Source organism: Streptomyces sp. NPDC037242 (assembly GCF_055604165.1).
On the sequence record NZ_JBVJUY010000048.1, the window covers coordinates 12,543 to 30,237 of the forward strand.

At 72.9% G+C, this 17,695-nt stretch carries 14 protein-coding genes; 10 read left to right on the top strand and 4 right to left on the bottom strand.

The annotated features are described in order from the left end of the window. Nucleotides 1–128 precede the first annotated feature (128 nt). Nucleotides 129–1,202 carry an SGNH/GDSL hydrolase family protein gene (locus ACZ7GJ_RS36040; RefSeq protein ID WP_470757939.1) on the bottom strand — a complete coding sequence of 358 codons (1,074 nt, stop codon included), beginning with the start codon at nt 1,200–1,202 and terminating at the stop codon, nt 129–131. Nucleotides 1,203–1,324: 122 nt separating this feature from the next. On the opposite strand from ACZ7GJ_RS36040, the gene ACZ7GJ_RS36045 reads away from it, so the two are divergent. Continuing rightward, complete coding sequence (locus ACZ7GJ_RS36045) at nt 1,325–2,707, top strand: cystathionine beta-synthase (protein ID WP_470757985.1); 1,383 nt, start codon at nt 1,325–1,327, stop codon at nt 2,705–2,707. 291 nt (nt 2,708–2,998) lie between these two features. Here ACZ7GJ_RS36045 and ACZ7GJ_RS36050 read toward each other — a convergent pair whose 3' ends face one another. After that, a complete protein-coding gene (locus tag ACZ7GJ_RS36050) occupies nt 2,999–3,373 on the bottom strand; it encodes a hypothetical protein (RefSeq protein WP_470757941.1) in 375 nt (124 codons plus the stop codon). A gap of 141 nt (nt 3,374–3,514) precedes the next feature. Here ACZ7GJ_RS36050 and ACZ7GJ_RS36055 point away from each other — a divergent pair, with 141 nt between their 5' ends. Continuing rightward, nucleotides 3,515–4,357, top strand: coding sequence for a MurR/RpiR family transcriptional regulator (locus tag ACZ7GJ_RS36055; protein ID WP_470757943.1), 843 nt, complete (start codon nt 3,515–3,517; stop codon nt 4,355–4,357). Nucleotides 4,358–4,388: 31 nt separating this feature from the next. Here ACZ7GJ_RS36055 and ACZ7GJ_RS36060 read toward each other — a convergent pair whose 3' ends face one another. Then, nucleotides 4,389–5,729 (bottom strand): type III PLP-dependent enzyme domain-containing protein, encoded by a 1,341-nt coding sequence (locus tag ACZ7GJ_RS36060; protein ID WP_470757945.1) that lies wholly within the window; start codon nt 5,727–5,729, stop codon nt 4,389–4,391. A gap of 104 nt (nt 5,730–5,833) precedes the next feature. Here ACZ7GJ_RS36060 and hutU point away from each other — a divergent pair, with 104 nt between their 5' ends. The 8 genes from hutU (at nt 5,834) to ACZ7GJ_RS36100 (ending at nt 15,667) form a co-directional block, all read left to right on the top strand. Next, nucleotides 5,834–7,498 carry a urocanate hydratase gene (hutU, locus tag ACZ7GJ_RS36065; protein WP_470757947.1) on the top strand — a complete coding sequence of 555 codons (1,665 nt, stop codon included), beginning with the start codon at nt 5,834–5,836 and terminating at the stop codon, nt 7,496–7,498. 11 nt (nt 7,499–7,509) lie between these two features. Then, on the top strand, nt 7,510–8,700 hold the full coding sequence (locus tag ACZ7GJ_RS36070; protein WP_470757987.1) for an allantoate amidohydrolase: 1,191 nt from the start codon (nt 7,510–7,512) through the stop codon (nt 8,698–8,700). After that, nucleotides 8,691–10,031, top strand: a complete 1,341-nt coding sequence (locus ACZ7GJ_RS36075; RefSeq protein WP_470757949.1) for a formimidoylglutamate deiminase — start codon at nt 8,691–8,693, stop codon at nt 10,029–10,031. The genes ACZ7GJ_RS36070 and ACZ7GJ_RS36075 overlap by 10 nt, the downstream gene beginning before the upstream one ends. Nucleotides 10,032–10,194: 163 nt before the next feature. Continuing rightward, nucleotides 10,195–11,373 (top strand): imidazolonepropionase, encoded by a 1,179-nt coding sequence (gene hutI / locus ACZ7GJ_RS36080; RefSeq protein ID WP_470757951.1) that lies wholly within the window; start codon nt 10,195–10,197, stop codon nt 11,371–11,373. A gap of 127 nt (nt 11,374–11,500) precedes the next feature. After that, a complete protein-coding gene (locus tag ACZ7GJ_RS36085) occupies nt 11,501–12,187 on the top strand; it encodes an LPXTG cell wall anchor domain-containing protein (RefSeq protein ID WP_470757953.1) in 687 nt (228 codons plus the stop codon). 17 nt (nt 12,188–12,204) lie between these two features. Next, nucleotides 12,205–13,245 (top strand): COG1470 family protein, encoded by a 1,041-nt coding sequence (locus ACZ7GJ_RS36090; RefSeq protein ID WP_470757955.1) that lies wholly within the window; start codon nt 12,205–12,207, stop codon nt 13,243–13,245. Then, nucleotides 13,242–14,414: a hypothetical protein gene (locus ACZ7GJ_RS36095; RefSeq protein ID WP_470757957.1), complete on the top strand. Its 1,173-nt coding sequence runs from the start codon at nt 13,242–13,244 to the stop codon at nt 14,412–14,414. Before ACZ7GJ_RS36090 ends, ACZ7GJ_RS36095 begins: the two co-directional genes overlap by 4 nt. 14 nt (nt 14,415–14,428) lie before the next feature. Then, nucleotides 14,429–15,667 (top strand): hypothetical protein, encoded by a 1,239-nt coding sequence (locus tag ACZ7GJ_RS36100; protein ID WP_470757959.1) that lies wholly within the window; start codon nt 14,429–14,431, stop codon nt 15,665–15,667. A gap of 101 nt (nt 15,668–15,768) precedes the next feature. Here ACZ7GJ_RS36100 and ACZ7GJ_RS36105 read toward each other — a convergent pair whose 3' ends face one another. Beyond that, a complete protein-coding gene (locus ACZ7GJ_RS36105; RefSeq protein ID WP_470757961.1) occupies nt 15,769–17,286 on the bottom strand; it encodes a peptide MFS transporter in 1,518 nt (505 codons plus the stop codon). Between the last annotated feature and the right edge of the window lie 409 nt (nt 17,287–17,695).

The window sequence follows — 17,695 nt, forward strand, 5'->3', positions numbered from 1 at the left end:
CGGCCCGTACGGTCCAGGTCACGGCCCCTGTCATGTGATGCGGGCCGCACTCCAGGGCCGGCTCCGGGGCCGGGGCCGCGGTCGGGACGGCGGATCGGGCTGGTGATCGGCTCATGATCGGCCCGGGATCAGGGCACCGGTGTCTCCGGCGCCCCGGCCCCGGCCTCGGCTCCGGCTCCAGCTCCGGCTCCCGCTCCGGCGTGGGCCGGGTCCGGGTCCGTGGCCGGTACCCGCCGGCGCCGCCGGTGCTTGAGCAGTACCCAGGGCCCGCGGGCCGCGGTGACCTCGGTGCCGGCCTGGCCCGCGGCGGCGGAGGCGGCCTTGGCCACCGGGAGCATGTCCTCGTTGCGGGACACGTCCAGCCGGTCGGACTCCGGCCACAGCGACAGGGCCGCGCAGAGGGTGGGCAGGACGGCCATCGCGGCGGTCGCGTAGCCCTCCGCCGAGGGGTGGTAGGAGTCCGGGCCGAACATCTCGCGCGGGTTGGCGGCGAACTCGGGGCCCAGCAGGTCCCCCATGGAGACCGTACGGGCGCCCAGCGCGACCACTCCTATGGTCTGGGCGGCGGCCAGCTGGCGCGAGACCCGGCGGGCCAGCCAGCGCAGCGGCTGGTACACCGGCTCGATGGTGCCCAGGTCCGGGCAGGTGCCGACCACGACCTCGGAGCCCGCGAGCCGCAGCCGGCGTACGGCCGAGGTCAGCAGCCGCACCGACTGGGTCGGCGGCATCCGGCGGGTCACGTCATTGGCGCCGATCATGATCACGCAGACGTCGGGGGGCGGCTCGTCCCCGTCGAGCAGCAGGCCCGTCTGGCGGTCGAGGTCGTCCGACATGGCACCGGACAGCGCGACGTTGCGCAGTTGCACCGGCCGCTCGGCCACGGCGGCCAGCCCCGAGGCCAGCAGGGCCCCCGGGGTCTGTCTCGCTCTGCGCACGCCGAGGCCCGCGGCCGTGGAGTCGCCCAGCATGCCCAGCCGCAGCGGGCCAGGGCTCAGCTCGGGCCCGCCGAACTCGCTCCCGTACAGCCCGTCCGCGCGCGGCGGATCGGGCAGGCCGGTGCCGACCGTCCGCTTGGCGAACTGCATCTCCGCCACCACCAGTCCCACCGCGGCGGCCCCGACCAGCCCGAGCCCGCCGCCGCCGTACGCCGCACCCGCCGCGATCCGGCGGGCCGTCCTCGCCCTGGACACCCTTCGAGCCACCTCGCTTCCGTGCCTGGCCCTGTTGACCTACCTGCCCCGTACTGCCGGTCGGCCAATCCCTTTACGCATACTCTGGCCGGACCTCCCGGAGAACCCGTGGAGTCCCCTCCTTGGAGAACATGGTGCAATTCCACGACTCGATGATCAGCCTCGTCGGCAACACCCCGCTGGTGAAGCTCAACCGTGTGACCGAAGGCCTCCAGGCCACCGTCCTTGCGAAGGTCGAGTACTTCAACCCGGGCGGGTCCGTGAAGGACCGGATCGCCGTCCGGATGATCGAGGCCGCCGAGCAGAGCGGAGCCCTCAAGCCCGGTGGCACCATCGTGGAGCCGACGAGCGGCAACACGGGTGTCGGACTCGCCATCGTGGCCCAGCAGAAGGGCTACAAGTGCATCTTCGTCTGCCCTGACAAGGTGTCCATGGACAAGATCAACGTGATGCGCGCCTACGGCGCCGAGGTCGTGGTCTGCCCGACCGCCGTCGACCCCGAGCACCCGGACTCGTACTACAACGTGTCCGACCGCCTCGCGCGCGAGCCCGGCGCCTGGAAGCCCGACCAGTACAGCAACCCGAACAACCCCCGTTCGCACTACGAGACCACCGGTCCCGAGCTGTGGGAGCAGACGGACGGGAAGATCACCCACTTCGTCGCCGGCGTCGGCACGGGCGGCACGATCTCCGGCACCGGCCGGTACCTGAAGGAGGTGTCCGGCGGCGAGGTCAAGGTCATCGGCGCCGACCCCGAGGGCTCGGTGTACTCCGGCGGCAGCGGCCGCCCGTACCTGGTCGAGGGTGTCGGCGAGGACTTCTGGCCGAGCGCCTACGACCGCAACGTGACCGACGAGATCATCGCGGTGTCCGACAAGGACTCCTTCCAGATGACCCGCCGCCTCGCGAAGGAGGAGGGCCTCCTGGTCGGCGGCTCCTGCGGCATGGCGGTCGTCGCGGCGCTGCGTGCGGCCGAGGGCCTGGGCCCGGACGACGTCGTCGTCGTCCTGCTGCCGGACAGCGGCCGCGGCTACCTCAGCAAGATCTTCAGCGACGAGTGGATGGCCGGTCACGGCTTCCTGGAGGAGGCGGGCCCCGCCGCCCGCATCGGCGAGGTGCTGAACGACAAGGAGGGCGGCATCCCCTCCCTCGTCCACATGCACCCCGAGGAGACCGTCGGCGAGGCCATCGAGGTCCTGCGCGAGTACGGCGTCTCGCAGATGCCGATCGTCAAGCCCGGCGCCGGCCACCCCGACGTGATGGCCGCCGAGGTCATCGGCTCGGTCGTGGAGAAGGAACTGCTGGCGGCGCTGTTCGCCAAGCAGGCCTCGCTGAGCGACCCGCTGGAGAAGCACATGAGCGCGCCGCTGCCGCAGGTCGGCTCCGGCGAGCCGGTCTCCGAGCTGATGGCCGTGCTGGGCGAGGCGGACGCGGCGATCGTGCTGGTCGAGGGCAAGCCGACCGGTGTGGTGAGCCGTCAGGACCTGCTGGCGTTCCTCGCGAAGGGCAGCAAGTAGCCGTTACGGGAGCGGGTGCGTCCGTCGCGCAAACGGTACGGGCCCGTCACGCAACGGCAGCACCCGCTTAACAAGGGCCCGGCACAGTGGTGGTTGTCGGCAGGGAAGCCCGGGCAACCGGGAACCCGGCCGACACCACGAACGACGCCGGCGCGACTCCGGAGCGGCTCCCGGACAGCGCGGGCGTCACGGACGCGCGGACGGCCCTGACCCGGCCCGTGTCCTTCGCGGGGACCGCCGTCGTCCCGCCCCCGGGCAACCGGGGTGCGGCGGTCCCCGCGCTGTCCGTTTCTAATCCTGGGGTTCGCGGTCGCGGCGGCCCAGGGTCGTCCTGGCGTGGATGAAGTTCACGCCGAGGATCCCCGCCCACGCCACCAGCAGGCCGCTCAGGTTCGCGTGGGCCGCGCCGATGGCGGACAACGGGATCGCCAGGACCAGCGTGACGATGGCGAAGCCGAAGCGCTCGCCGAAGTTCCCCTCGGCCGGGTCGGGGCGGCCCGAGCCGCCGCGGGCGGCGAGCAGGCGGTCCTCCGCGAGCCGGCGCCTGACCTGGGTGTCGACCTTTTCGACGAAGGAGTCCACCAGCGCGGACTCGTACTCCGGGCCCAGTTCCCGCCGGGCCTCCAGCGTGGCGTCGAGTTCCTTCTTCAGCTCTTGAGGCTCCATCCCACCAGCCTAGGAACCGGCGGGGCGGACCGGCACTGGGGCTAGCCCCCGTCTCGCGGAGCGGTCCGCGGCTTGCCGTCCTGCATAACCGCATGCAGAGTGCTGGGAGACTGAATATTCACCGCTACTGAGGGGGACGGGATGGGCGAGAACCCGGCCGCGCGGCTGCAGAAGCTGTTCGAGGGGCACCGGCTCACGCCGACCCAGCGGCGGATCGCGCACTGCATGGTGCGCGGGGCGGCGGAGGTGCCCTTCCTGTCGAGCGTGGAGCTCGCCGAGCTGGCCGGGGTGAGCCAGCCCTCGGTGACCCGCTTCGCGGTGGCGCTCGGCTTCGACGGATACCCGGCGCTGCGCCGCCACCTGCGCGAGGTGGCCCCCGCCGAGCGGGTCGAGCCCGTGCAGGAGGACTCGTACAACGAGTACCAGCAGGCCGTGCAGGGGGAGATCGAGAACCTGCGGCAGCTCGCGGCCGTGCTCGCCGATCCCTCGCCCGTGCAGGAGGCCGGCCGGCTGCTCGCCGCGTCGGCCCCGCTGCCGGTGCTGGGCCTGCGGGCGGCGTCCTCGCAGGCGCGCGGGTTCGCGTACTTCGCCGCGAAGGTGCACCCGGACGTACGGCTGCTCGACGAGGGCGGCTCGATGCTCGCCGACCGGATCGACGCCGCCGTGGCGGCCGGGGCCTCGGCGCTGCTGTGCTTCGCGCTGCCGCGGCATCCGAAGGAGGTGTCGGAGGCCCTGGAGCACGGGCGGGCGGCCGGGCTGACCGTGGTGACGGTCGCCGACTCGGCGTTCGCCCCCGTGGCCGCGTACTCGGACCTGCTGATCCCGGCGCCGGTCGGGACCGGGCTGGCCTTCGACACGGCGTGTGCGCCGATGCTGCTGGGGCGGGTGCTGCTGGAGGCGATGGCGGACGCGCTGCCGGACGCGCAGGCGCGGCTGGAGGCGTTCGACGCGCGGGCCGCGGCGCGGGGCCTGTTCGTCGAGTGACCCCCGGCCGCGCCGGGTTGCAGCAGCCGGTTTACAGCAGCGCGTCCCGCAGGGCGCCGCCGGCTTCGGCGACGATGGCGGACAGGGGCTGCGCGGCCCGGGCCAGGGTGAAGCGGACCTCGCCGCGCGGGGTGACCGTGAAGCCGTGCACCGCCGGGCGGGGGAGGCTGTTGTAGCCGTAGTGGGCGGTGAAGAAGTACGCGCCCGTGTCCGGGACCGCGATCACGTCGCCGGGCGAGAGCTGCGGCAGCTCCCGGCCCGCGGCCAGCAGGTCGCCGGCGAAGCAGGCCGGGCCCGCGATGTCCTGCGCGACGGGGTCGCCGGTCTTCGGGGCGCCCTTCGCGTCGTACGGCAGGATCCGCACCGGCCACGCCTCCGGGGCGTACACCGTGCGGGTCGCCAGCTGGACCCCCGCGTGGGTGAGCGCGATCGGGCGGGCCCCGGTGGTCTTGGTGTACTCGACCCGGGACAGCACCAGCCCGTGCTTGGCCAGCAGGGACCGGCCGAACTCCGTCACCAGGCCGTAGCGGCCGGAGAAGAGCGAGGGCGCGGCCTCCCGCAGGGCCGCCACGTACTGCGCGTACGTCGGGGTCTCGGCGTCGGAGGCGAAGTTCACCGGCAGCCCGCCGCCGATGTCGAGCGTGTCGACCTGGCGGCGCCCGGCCGCCGCGTTGATCTCCTCGGCCAGGGCGTGCAGGTCCCGTACCCCCTGCGCGATCAGGGGCAGCGGCACGCCCTGGGACCCGGAGTGGGTGTGCAGCCGGGTGAGCCAGGGGCGGTCCAGGTACGCCCGTACGATCCACTCCCGCGCGCCCCGGTCGCGCAGGGCGGTGCCGAACTTCGAGGTCGCGGTGGCGGTGGAGAGCGCGCCGATGGTGCCCGCGCCGGTCTGGGGGTTGATCCGCAGCCCCAGCGGCGAGGCGGTGGGGCCCGCGCCCACCAGCGCATCGAGGCGCTCCAGCTCCTGGGGGTTGTCGGCGTTGACGGCGATGCCCAGCGCCAGCGCCTCGCGCAGTTCGGCCGGGGTCTTGGCGGGGGAGTCCAGCACGGTCCGCCCGGGCGGGACGCCCGCGGCGCGGGCCAGCGCCAGCTCGCCGGGGCTGGCCACTTCGCAGCCGAGCCCGGCGTCGGCGAGCAGCGCGAGCACCGGGACGAGCGGGGCGGCCTTGACCGCGAAGGCGTGCAGCACGGGCGTGCCGGGCGGGAGCGCGGCCGCGAAGGCCCCGGTCAGGGCGGCGGCCGAGGCGCGGATCCCGGCCACGTCCAGCAGGCAGACCAGGGGCTCGGAGCCGTCCGCCCCGCCCACGAGGCCCTGCTCGACAGCGGCCCGTACGGCCAGATCACGACGTGCGGCTGCGCCTTCCGTGTCCATGTCCGCCATCCCATCACCCGGCGGGGCCGCCCGCAGCTGTTGACTGAATCTATTCAGGGCGCCAGGATGTGAATGGAAATACCAACATCGGAGGAGGCACCGCCATGTCAGGACCCCGCCCCGTACGTGCAGCGCGAGGCACGGAGCTCAGCACCCTGGGATGGCAGCAGGAGGCCGCCCTGCGGATGCTGCAGAACAACCTCGACCCCGAGGTCGCCGAACACCCCGACAAGCTCGTCGTCTACGGCGGCACCGGCAAGGCCGCCCGCGACTGGCGCTCGTACGACGCGATGGTCCGCACCCTCCAGACCCTCAAGCAGGACGAGACGATGCTCGTCCAGTCCGGCCGCCCGGTCGGCGTCATGCAGACCCACGAGTGGGCGCCGCGCGTCCTGCTCGCGAACTCCAACCTGGTCGGCGACTGGGCCAACTGGGAGGAGTTCCGCCGCCTGGAGAACCTGGGCCTGACCATGTACGGCCAGATGACGGCCGGTTCGTGGATCTACATCGGCACCCAGGGCATCCTCCAGGGCACCTACGAGACCTTCGCCGCGGTCGCCGCCAAGAAGTTCGGCGGCACCCTCGCCGGCACCATCACCCTCACCGCCGGCCTCGGCGGCATGGGCGGCGCCCAGCCGCTGGCCGTGACGATGAACGACGGCGTCGCGATCTGCATCGACGTCGACCCGCGCGCCATCGAGCGCCGCATCGAGCACCGCTACCTGGACGTGAAGGCCGACAACCTCCGCCACGCGCTCCAGCTGGCCGTCGAGGCCCGCGACGCCCGCAAGCCGCTCTCCATCGGCCTGCTCGGCAACGCCGCCGACCTGCTGCCGCAGATGCTCGCCGAGGGCGCGCCCATCGACATCGTGACCGACCAGACGAGCGCGCACGACCCGCTCGCCTACCTGCCCGTCGGCGTCGACTTCGACGACATGGCGACCTTCGCCGCCAAGGACCCGGCGGGCTTCACCACCCGCGCCCGCGAGTCCATGGCCAAGCACGTCGAGGCCATGGTCGGCTTCATGGACGCCGGCGCCGAGGTCTTCGACTACGGCAACTCCATCCGCGGCGAGGCTCAGCTGGCGGGCTACGACCGGGCGTTCGACTTCCCCGGCTTCGTCCCGGCCTACATCCGCCCGCTGTTCTGCGAGGGCAAGGGCCCCTTCCGGTGGGCCGCACTGTCCGGCGAGGCCTCGGACATCCACAAGACCGACAAGGCGATGCTCGAACTCTTCCCGGAGAACGAGTCCCTGCACCGCTGGATCAAGATGGCCGGCGAGCGCGTCCACTTCCAGGGCCTGCCCGCGCGCATCTGCTGGCTCGGCTACGGCGAGCGCGACAAGGCCGGCGAGCGCTTCAACGACATGGTCGCCGACGGCACCCTCGCCGCCCCGCTGGCCATCGGCCGCGACCACCTCGACTGCGGCTCGGTGGCCTCCCCGTACCGCGAGACCGAGGCCATGCTCGACGGCTCCGACGCGATCGCCGACTGGCCGCTGCTCAACGCCATGGTCAATGTCGCCTCCGGTGCCTCCTGGGTCTCCATCCACCACGGCGGCGGCGTCGGCATGGGCCGTTCGATCCACGCGGGCCAGGTCACGGTCGCCGACGGCACCGCGCTGGCCGGCGAGAAGATCCGCCGCGTCCTCACCAACGACCCCGGCATGGGCGTCATCCGCCACGTCGACGCCGGCTACGACATCGCCGAGTCCGTGGCCGACGAGCGCGGGGTGCGGGTCCCGATGCGCGAGGGCGACTCCGCGTGACCTTCCACGAGATGTGGGCCGAGCTCGCACCCATCGGCCGCGACGCCGACTCGGGCGGGTACCGCCGCTACGCCTGGACCGGCGCCGACGCCGACTGCCGGAACTGGTTCCAGGAGCAGGCGCAGGCGCGCGGGCTGACGTACGAGACCGACCGCAACGGCAACCAGTGGGCGTGGCTCGGCGACCCCCTCGCCGGGGACGCCGTGGTCACCGGCTCGCACCTGGACTCCGTACCCGACGGCGGGGCCTTCGACGGCCCCCTCGGGGTGGTGTCCTCCTTCGCGGCCCTGGACGAACTCCGCAGGAGGGGCGCGGAGTTCTCCAGGCCGCTGGCCATCACCAACTTCGGTGACGAGGAAGGGGCCCGCTTCGGCCTCGCCTGCGTCGGCTCCCGGCTCGCCGCCGGGCAGCTGACCCGGGAGAAGGCCTACGAGCTCCGCGACGCCGACGGCATCTCCCTGCCCCGGGCCATGGAGGCCGCCGGGTACGACCCCGAGGCCATCGGGGCCGACCCGGAGCGCCTGGCCCGCATCGGGGCCTTCGTCGAACTGCACGTGGAGCAGGGCCGGGCCCTGGACCTGTCGGGGGACCGCGTCGGCATCGCCTCCGCGATCTGGCCGCACGGCCGCTGGCGGTTCGACTTCCGGGGCGAGGCCAACCACGCGGGCACCACCCGCCTGGTGGACCGCCGCGACCCGATGCTCACGTACGCGGCGACCGTGCTGGCCGCCCGCAGTGAGGCGGCGCTCGCCGGGGCCGTGGCCACCTTCGGGAAGATCGCGGTCGAGCCCAACGGGGTCAATGCCATCCCCTCGCTGGTGCGCGGCTGGCTCGACTCGCGGGCCGCCGACCAGGCCACCCTCGACACGGTGGTCACCGGCATCGAGAAGGCCGCCCGCGAGCGCGCCGACCAGGACGGGATCGACCTGGACATCGTCCGGGAGTCCTTCACCCCGGTCGTCGAGTTCGAGCACGCCCTGCGCGACGAGATGAACCGGATCCTGGGCGGGGCCGTCCCCGTCCTCGGCACCGGGGCGGGACACGACGCCGGAATCCTCTCCGCCGCCGTCCCGACGGCGATGCTGTTCGTACGGAACCCCACCGGCGTCTCCCACTCCCCGCGGGAGTTCGCCGCCGAGGACGACTGCGTGGCGGGCGTCCTCGCCCTCGCCGACGTACTGGAAGGCCTGGCATGTCGCTGACGACGTACTGGCTGGAGCACGCCTGGCTCGGCACCCATGTCGAGCCGGGCGTCGCCCTGGACGTGTCCGCGGACGGCCGGATCGCCGCCGTCCGCACCGGGGCCGGGGCTCCGCCGCCCGGGGCCGAGGTGCTGCGCGGCCTCACCGTCCCGGGCCTGGCCAACGCCCACAGCCACGCCTTCCACCGGGCCCTGCGGGGCACGGTCCAGGTCGGCTCCGGCACCTTCTGGACCTGGCGCGACTTCATGTACAAGGTCGCCCAGAACCTCACCCCCGACTCGTACTTCGCGCTCGCCCGCGCGGTGTACGCCGAGATGGCGCTGGCCGGCATCACCAACGTCGGCGAGTTCCACTACGTCCACCACGCCCCCGGCGGTGCGCGCTACGCCGACCCGAACGCCATGGGCGAGGCCCTGATCGAGGCCGCCGCCGCGGCCGGCATCCGGATCACCCTGCTGGACACCGCGTACCTGTCGGCGGGCTTCGGGCAGGCCCCGAACGAGCACCAGCTGCGCTTCTCCGACGGCACCGCCGAGGCCTGGGCCGAGCGGGTCTGCGCCCTCAAGCCCCGCGAGCACGCCCTGATCGGCGCCGCGGTCCACTCGGTCCGCGCCGTGCCCGCCGGCCAGCTCTCCACCGTGGCCCGCTGGGCCGAGGAGCGCGAGGCGCCGCTGCACGTCCACCTCTCCGAGCAGACCGCCGAGAACGACGCCTGCCAGGCCGCGCACGGGCGCACCCCGACCCAGCTCCTCGCCGACCACGGCGTGCTGGGCCCGCGCACCACCGGCGTGCACAACACCCACCTCACCGACGCGGACATCGCCCTCCTGGGCGGCACCACGACCGGCACGTGCATGTGCCCCACCACCGAACGCGACCTCGCCGACGGCATCGGCCCGGCGGTCCGCCTCCAGCACGCGGGCAGCCCGCTCTCGCTGGGCAGCGACAGCCATGCGGTGATCGACCTGCTCGAAGAGGCGCGGGCGATGGAGCTGAACGAGCGGCTCCGTAGCCGGACGCGGGGGCACTGGACGGCGAACGCGCTGCTGACCGCCGCCACGGCGGACGGCCACGCGGCGTTGGGGCTGCCCGACGCGGGGCGCCTGGAGGCGGGCGCGCTCGCGGACTTCACCACGATCGCGTTGGACTCCGTACGCACGGCCGGTCCGCTGCCGCGGCTCGGCGCGGAGACCGCCGTCTTCGCCGCCACGGCCGCGGACGTCCGCCACACGGTGGTCGGCGGCCGCCACATCGTCCGCGACGGCGCCCACACCCTCGTCGAGGACGTCCCGTCCGCCCTCGCCTCCGCCATCGCAGCCCTCCGCGGCTGACCCCGCGCCTGCGGCGGGCCTCATCCCCCGCCCCGCCCCTTCCCGAAACCGGGGCTCCGCCCCGGACCCCGCGCCTCAAACGCCGGCGGGGCTGGAATTGCCGCTGCGCGGCATCTCCAGCCCGCGCGGCGTTTGAGCGCAACGGGGCTCTGAGAGGAACCCAGTGACCACCACCGTCATCACCAACATCGGCAGCCTCGTCACCAACGACCCTGCCGCAGGCGACGGCAGCCCCCTCGGCCTGATCGAGAACGCCGCCGTCGTCATCGACGGCGACCGCATCGCCTGGGTGGGCCCCACCGCACAGGCGCCGGCCGCGGAAGAGGCCTTCGACGCGCGCGGCCGCGCCGTCATCCCCGGCTTCGTGGACAGCCACAGCCACCTCGTCTTCGCGGGCGACCGCACCGCCGAGTTCAACGCGCGCATGTCCGGCCGCAGCTACTCCGCCGGAGGCATCCGCACCACCGTCGCCGCCACCCGCGCCGCCACCGACGCCGAGCTCGAAGCCAACCTGCTGCGCCACCTCGACGAGGCCCGCCGCCAGGGCACCACCACCTTCGAGACCAAGTCCGGCTACGGCCTCACCGTCGCCGACGAGGCCCGCGCGCTGCGCATCGCCGCCGCGCACACCGAGGAGGTCACCTACCTCGGGGCGCACATCGTCTCCCCGGACTACGCCGAGGACCCGGCCGGCTACGTCGACCTCGTCACCGGCGAGATGCTCGCGGCCTGCGCTCCGTACGCCCGCTGGGTGGACGTCTTCTGCGAGAAGGGCGCCTTCGACGGCGACCAGGCCCGCGCGATCCTCACCACCGGCGCCGCCGCCGGGCTGATCCCGCGCGTCCACGCCAACCAGCTCTCCTACGGCCCGGGCGTCCAGCTCGCCGTCGAGCTCGAAGCCGCCTCCGCCGACCACTGCACCCACCTCACCGACGCCGACGTCGACGCCCTCGCGCAGGCGGCCGCGACCACGGTCGCCACCCTGCTGCCCGGCGCCGAGTTCTCCACCCGCGCCCAGTGGCCCGACGCCCGCCGCCTGATCGACGCGGGCGCCACCGTCGCGCTGTCCACGGACTGCAACCCCGGCTCCTCCTACACGAGTTCCATGCCGTTCTGCATCGCGCTCGCCGTACGGGACATGCGCATGACCCCCGACGAGGCCCTGTGGTCCGCGACCGCGGGAGGCGCCCGCGCCCTGCGCCGCAGCGACATCGGCACCCTCACCCCCGGCTCGCGCGCGGACCTGGCCCTGCTCGACGCCCCCAGCCACGTCCACCTCGCCTACCGCCCCGGTGTCCCGCTGGTCTCCGCGGTCTGGCAGAAGGGCGTCCGCGTGGCCTGATTCCGCCCGGCCGGCGGGCCGTTGATCCGGGCGTGTCCTTTGTCTTCCCTCCGTAAGGTCCCGGGCGTACCTTGAGCCACCAATCTGATGTGCCGTCAGTAACTTGTGGCTTGAGGGGAAGACGAAGGTGTCCAACCGGAAACGCTCCACCGCTCTCGCACTGGCCTCCGTGCTGGCCGGATCGGCCGTACTGCTGGCCGCCCCCGCAGCCCACGCCGCCGTCGTCGACGTCAAGTACGACTGCAAGACCCCGATCGGGGACAAGTCGGCGGTCTCGCCCATCGACATCAAGGCGGTCAAGGAGGGCGACGGCTACAAGCTGACGATGTCCTTCCAGAAGGGCGTCTCCTCCAGCCCCATCGAGCTCGGCAAGGGCGCGATGAGCCCCAGCGCCGTCATCCTCGTAGAGGGCGCCGAGAAGGTCTCCGTCCCCGTCTCGGGCCCGCCCAACCCCGAGGCCGTACCCGCCGAGACGCCCATCAGGATCACCGACCTCTCAGGCACCTACAAGCCGAAGGAGAGCGGCAAGGTCACCTTCACCGCCGGCGTCCTCACCATCAAGGCCATGGGTACGACGACCACCTGCACCCCCGGCAACAGCCCCAAGCCCTCCCTGGAGCTGGAGGTGACGGCCCCCGCCGGCGCGGGCAAGGAGACCGGCTCGCAGTCCGGCAGCTCCGCCGGGAACACCCTCCCGCAGACCGGCCCCGCCGACTCCGCCATCGCCCTCGGCACCCTCGGCGCCACCGTGCTGCTCTCCGGCGCCGCCGGGGTGCTCTGGCTGACCCGGCGCGGCCGGCGGGCCACGTCCTGAACGGAGCACCCCAGGCCATGCCCGTGCTCCACACCCCCGGCCCGAGCCCCCGCCGGGTACTCCCCGTCCGCCGCCTGTGCCGCGCCGCCCTCGTGCCGCTCCTCGCCGCCGCCGCGCTGTACGGCGCCCCCGCGCGCGCCGCCGAGCCCGGCTGGACCGCCGAGCCCGCCGCCGGACGCACCGCCGCCCGGCCGTACTTCTACCTCGCGGGCACCCCCGGCACCGTGCTGGAGGACCGGCTCGCCCTCGCCAACACCACCGACCAGGAGCGCACCGTCACCCTGCGCGGGGCCGACGCCTACAACACCGCCGACGGCGCCTTCGCGGTGCGCCCCGCCCGGCCCGCGGCCGCGGACCGCTCGGCGGAGGCAGCGGCCGGTGCGGGCTCCTGGATCAGCTTCGGCGCCTCCGCCACGGTGAAGATCCCGCCCCGCACCCGCGCGGTGGTCCCCTTCACCGTCACCGTGCCGCCCGCCTCCCCGCCCGGCGACCACCCGGCCGCCGTGGTCGCCACCGAGGGCGGCCGCGAGGTGGGCGTACGGGTCCACCTGCGCGTCAGCGGCCCGACGCTGGCCGCCCTCACCGTCGAGGACGTCGCCGTACGGGGCAGGGGCGCGGCCGCGGAGGTCGCCTACACCCTGGTCAACCGGGGCAACGTCGCCCTCGCCCCCGAGCTGTCCATCAGCGCCCGCGGCCGCTTCGGCGAGGTCCCGGGCCGCGGCGCCCACCCCCTGCCCGTGGAACTGCTGCCCGGCCAGCGCGTCGAGCTGACCGAACCCTGGCCCGGCGCCCCGGTCTTCGACCACGCCTCCCTCACCCTGACCGTCACCGCCCCCGGCGGCGCCCGGGCCACGGGGCACGCCTCGGCCTGGTTCGTGCCCTGGGGCATCGCCGGGTGGACCGGAGCCGGGCTGCTCGGCCTCGGCGCGACCACCTCGGTCGCGCTGCTCCTCGTACGCAGGCGGCGGACCCGGCGGGACGATCCGCCGCCCGCCCTGGCCGGCGTACCAGAACAAGAACCGGTAGCGGAACACGAGTTGACGGGAGCACCCAGGTGAGCGCCAAGGTCGGCGGGACGGTCGGCGGCCGGGCCCGCGCTCGGGGACGGGCCCTCGTCGCGGCCGCGTTGGCGGTGTTCCTCGCGGTCCCGGCGCTCCTGCTGCTCCCGGCGGCCGGGGCCGCCGCGGCAGACGGCAAGCCCGCCGTGGGGCTCTCCCTCCAGGAGGCCGCCAAGGGGACCGAGATCACCGTCACCGGTACCGGCTGGCGGCCCAAGACCCTGGTGATGCTGCTGATCTGCGGACAGAACATGATCGGCGGGACCAACAGCTGCGCCAACGCCGACGGCGTCGCGGTCTCGGTCGCCGACGACGGCCGCTTCGGCACCCAGCTCCCCGTCGTGGCGCCGCCCAAGCCGTGCCCCTGCATCGTCAACGTCACCTCCGTCAACGGCGACCAGTCCACCGTCGCCGCCGCGCTGAAGATCACCGACCACCCGGTGGCGGAGCTCCCGGCCGAGGGCGGCACCGCCCGCCTGGCCATGCTCACGGGCGTCCGGCTCAAGGGCGACGACGGGGTGCTGACCTGGTTCGGCGCCCCGCCCGGCCGGAAGTTCACGGTCACCGTCGGCAATCTCGGCTCCGCACCGGTCAAGGACCCTGTCTTCCAACTCGGCATCGCCCACGGGGTGTTCGCGCCGATCTGGGAGGAGGTCCGCTGGAAGGGCACCATCCCGCCCGGTGGCAAGGCGGAGGTCGCCCTGGGCGTCTCCCTGTCCGCGGGGGCCCACGGGGACTACACGATCTCCCTCAAGTACGGCGAGACGGTCGTGGCCACCCAGCCCTGGGGCGTGGCCCGCCCGTACGGCGTGCTGCTGTTCTGGGGGCTGCTCCTGCTCGTGATCCCGGCCGGGATCTTCCGCATCGGCATGGCCGTGGTGGACCGGGTCCGCCCGCGCGAGCCCGCCGGCGGCAGCGGCCGGCACCGCGGCGCCCGCCTCCCCGACGCGGCGACGGCGGTGACGGCCCGCCTGCCCCGGATCCCCGCCCTACGGGGCCCCGCACAGCCGCGCACCGGGCACCCGGCTCGGTCCCCCCAGACCACCACGGCGGTCCTGCCGTGGTTCACCCCGGACAGCGCGCCGGGGGCATCCGCACCACCCGAATCACCTGCACCACAGGCGTCCGCACCGTCTGAGATCAGTCCGACGACGAAGGGACATTCGTGAAGACCCAACGGAGGATGAGTGCGGCCGCAGTCGCGCTGTTGTTCGGCGGCGCGGGCATCCTGCTGGCGGCGAGCCCCGCCCAGGCGGCCGAGGTCTCGTACAAGGTGGAGTGCGTCCCGCCGGCCGGGGGTGGCGGCCCGGTCCAGGGCACGACCACCGCCTCGATCACGGCGCCCGCCACCGCCAAGGTCGGTGACGAGGTCGAGGTGGTCTGGAAGACCGTCAAGCCGGCCTCGAACAACACCGACCTCATGGACCTGGGCGAGAACACCATCAAGCCCATCGGCTTCGTACAGCTCGGCGGCGCGCTCACCACGGAGGTGAAGCTGGAGGGCGAGCGCAAGAACCCGCCGATCAAGAAGAAGGAACCCATGGTCATGTCCGACATGAAGGGCAAGATCAAGCTGACCAAGGCCGGGGACGTCACGATCACGCCCGGCAAGTACGACGTGGACTTCAGCGGCTTCATCACGCACTGCACGCCGAAGGAGTCGGTCGGGGTCGGCGCCACCATCAAGGTCACCGAGGGCGGCGGCGGCAACAATGGCGGCACCAACAATGGCGGCACCAACAACGGTGGAACCAACAACGGCGGCGCCACTGCCGGATCCGGCGGGCAGACCGACTTCCCGGGCAAGCCGATCGAGGTGGCCTTCGACTGCGGCAACTTCGTCGCAGGGGGCGTCAAGACCCCTGTGACGATCAACGCCAAGAAGAACGGCGGCAGCTACGACCTGACCGTCAAGACCGCCAAGGACGCGATGAAGAGCCCGGCCCCGCTGCCCGCGGGGGCCCTCAAGCCCTCGATGGACATCAAGCTCGGCGGAGCCGACAGCGGCACGGTCAAGGTCTCCGGCCCCGCGAACAAGGAGGCCATTGCGGCAGGGGCGCCCGTCACCCTCAGCGACATGACCGGCACCTACAAGCCGGGCAAGAGCGGCAAGGCGACGCTGAGCCCGGACCAGCTGACGATCGACGTCGTCATGGCCCCGGGTGCCGATCCGATCGTGGTGCCCTGCAAGGCGACCAGCACCGGCGTCTCGCTGGAGCTGGACGTCACCGCTCAGGCGGGCGGTTCCGGCGCGCCGGCCACCACCGGGGCCGCCACCAGCGGCTCGGGCAACCTCGCCGAGACCGGCGCGGAGGACGAGGGCGGCATCAAGGCCCTGGCCCTGGTCGCCGGCACCGTGGTCCTCCTCGGTGCGGCGGTCTTCACCTTCACCCCGTGGCGCCGCCTGCGCGGCACCCGCTAGCCCGCACCGGGCAGCGGCGCAGCGGTACTACGGCACAACGGCAACGGCCCGGCACACCGAGAGGTGTGCCGGGCCGTTGGCCGTGCGCGGGGCGGCGTGCGTCAGTGCACGTTGCCCATCAGGGACTGGACCTTCTTGCGGTACGAGTAGACCGCGAAGCCCGCGAGCACCGCGGCGGCGGCCTCGAAGCCGATCACCATCGTGCCGTTCAGGTCGACACCGGCGATGGAGAGCAGGCCGGTGGTGCAGTCACCCGCGGTGACCGCGAGGAACCAGACACCCATCATCTGGGAGGCGTACTTCTGGGGCGCCATCTTCGTGGTGACCGAGAGGCCGACCGGGGAGAGGCAGAGCTCACCGATGGTCTGGATCATGTAGATCGAGACCAGCCACATCGGGGAGACCTTGGTGCCGTCGCCCGCCATGTTCATCGGGACGATGAAGACGAAGAAGGAGGCACCGATCAGGACCAGGCCCATCGCGAACTTCACGATGGTGTTCGGCTCCTGGTTCTTGCGGGCCAGCCAGACCCACGCCCAGGCGAAGAGCGGCGCCAGACCCATGACGAACAGCGGGTTCAGCGACTGGTACCAGGTGGCCGGGAAGCCGAGGCCGAAGACGGTGTCGGCGGTCTTGCCGTCGGCGAACAGCGACAGGGTCGAACCACCCTGGTCGTAGATCATCCAGAAGACGGCGGCGGCGACGAAGAACCAGATGTACGCGGTCATCTTCGACTGCTCGGTACCCGAGAGGTCCTTGTCGCGCTTGATGCGGACCAGGACGGCGACCGGGATGATCAGGCCGGCGAGGGTGATCGGGACCAGCGCCCAGTTCAGGGTGTACATGCCCAGGGCGGCGACGACGCCGTAGAACACGGCACCGACGAGGACGACGGCCGCGACCTTGACGATGACGCTCTTGCGCTCGGCGGGCGACAGCGGGTTCGGAACCAGGCTGCTGCGCTCGTTGAGGTGCTTGGTGCCGAGCAGGAACTGGACCAGGCCCAGGCCCATGCCGACGGCGGCGAGCAGGAAGCCGAGGTGCCAGTTGACCTTCTCGCCGACGGTGCCGACGACGAAGGGCGCGACGAAGGCACCGAGGTTGATGCCGATGTAGAAGATCGTGAAGCCACCGTCACGACGCGGGTCGTCCGGACCCTCGTAGAGGTGGCCGACCATCGTGGAGATGTTGGCCTTCAGCAGACCGGAACCGGCCGCGACCAGGATCAGGCCGAGGAAGAACATCGCCTGGCCGGGGACGGCCAGCGACACGTGGCCGGCCATGATCACACCACCGGCGATGGCGACCGTCTTGCGGGCACCCCAGACGCGGTCGCCGAACCAGCCGCCGGGCATGGCCATGAGGTAGACCATCGCCACGTAGACGGAGTAGATCGCCGTGGCCGTGGCCATCGTGAAGGCGAGGCCGCCGCCCTGGCTGCCGGTCGCGGCTTCGGTGCCGCCGGAGACCAGGTACAGGACGAGAAGGGCGCGCATGCCGTAGTAGGAGAAGCGCTCCCACATCTCGGTCATGAACAGAGTGGCCAGGCCACGGGGGTGGCCGAAGAAGGTCTTCTCGGTGGACGGATCCGCCGCATCCTTCGTCAGGCTGGAAGCCATGGTCGATCCTTGCTTGCTCGGGACGCTTCGGCTTCGTGAGCTCATCCGCGCCCGGTGGGGGGTGGCCGGCACCGGCAGCGGGTGCCCCACCCCACGCCTGGGGGTCCCGCCCCGCGGTGGCGGGAGCGGAGGGACATCCGTAACCGGGATCCACGCCCGGTCGCGCACCTTCGCGCGGCGGGCCCGGCCCATAGGTCATTCACTGTCATCAAGCCCGGACAGGTCAGTCACAGAAGACTGCCAGAACCGGTCAGGACAGAAGTAGAGACCTTCGGCGCACTTTTGGGCACAAAGGTCTCTCAGGTAGTGCATCAGGCGTCTCGCCACCATACGACACGACACTGTGGCATATGAAAGGACTTGAGAGATGGATCACAGGCGCGGCGGGAACCGTTCGGTCACATTCGAA

Excerpts from the sequence above, each read along its gene's own strand:
- ACZ7GJ_RS36075 (WP_470757949.1), top strand. The coding sequence starts at position 8,691 with ATGTCGCTGACGACGTACTGGCTGGAGCACGCCTGGCTCGGCACCCAT.
- hutU (WP_470757947.1), top strand. The coding sequence starts at position 5,834 with ATGTCAGGACCCCGCCCCGTACGTGCAGCGCGAGGCACGGAGCTCAGC.
- ACZ7GJ_RS36055 (WP_470757943.1), top strand. The coding sequence starts at position 3,515 with ATGGGCGAGAACCCGGCCGCGCGGCTGCAGAAGCTGTTCGAGGGGCAC.
- ACZ7GJ_RS36050 (WP_470757941.1), bottom strand. The coding sequence starts at position 3,373 with ATGGAGCCTCAAGAGCTGAAGAAGGAACTCGACGCCACGCTGGAGGCC.
- ACZ7GJ_RS36100 (WP_470757959.1), top strand. The coding sequence starts at position 14,429 with ATGAGTGCGGCCGCAGTCGCGCTGTTGTTCGGCGGCGCGGGCATCCTG.
- ACZ7GJ_RS36070 (WP_470757987.1), top strand. The coding sequence starts at position 7,510 with ATGTGGGCCGAGCTCGCACCCATCGGCCGCGACGCCGACTCGGGCGGG.
- ACZ7GJ_RS36105 (WP_470757961.1), bottom strand. The coding sequence starts at position 17,286 with ATGGCTTCCAGCCTGACGAAGGATGCGGCGGATCCGTCCACCGAGAAG.
- ACZ7GJ_RS36060 (WP_470757945.1), bottom strand. The coding sequence starts at position 5,729 with ATGGACACGGAAGGCGCAGCCGCACGTCGTGATCTGGCCGTACGGGCC.
- ACZ7GJ_RS36090 (WP_470757955.1), top strand. The coding sequence starts at position 12,205 with ATGCCCGTGCTCCACACCCCCGGCCCGAGCCCCCGCCGGGTACTCCCC.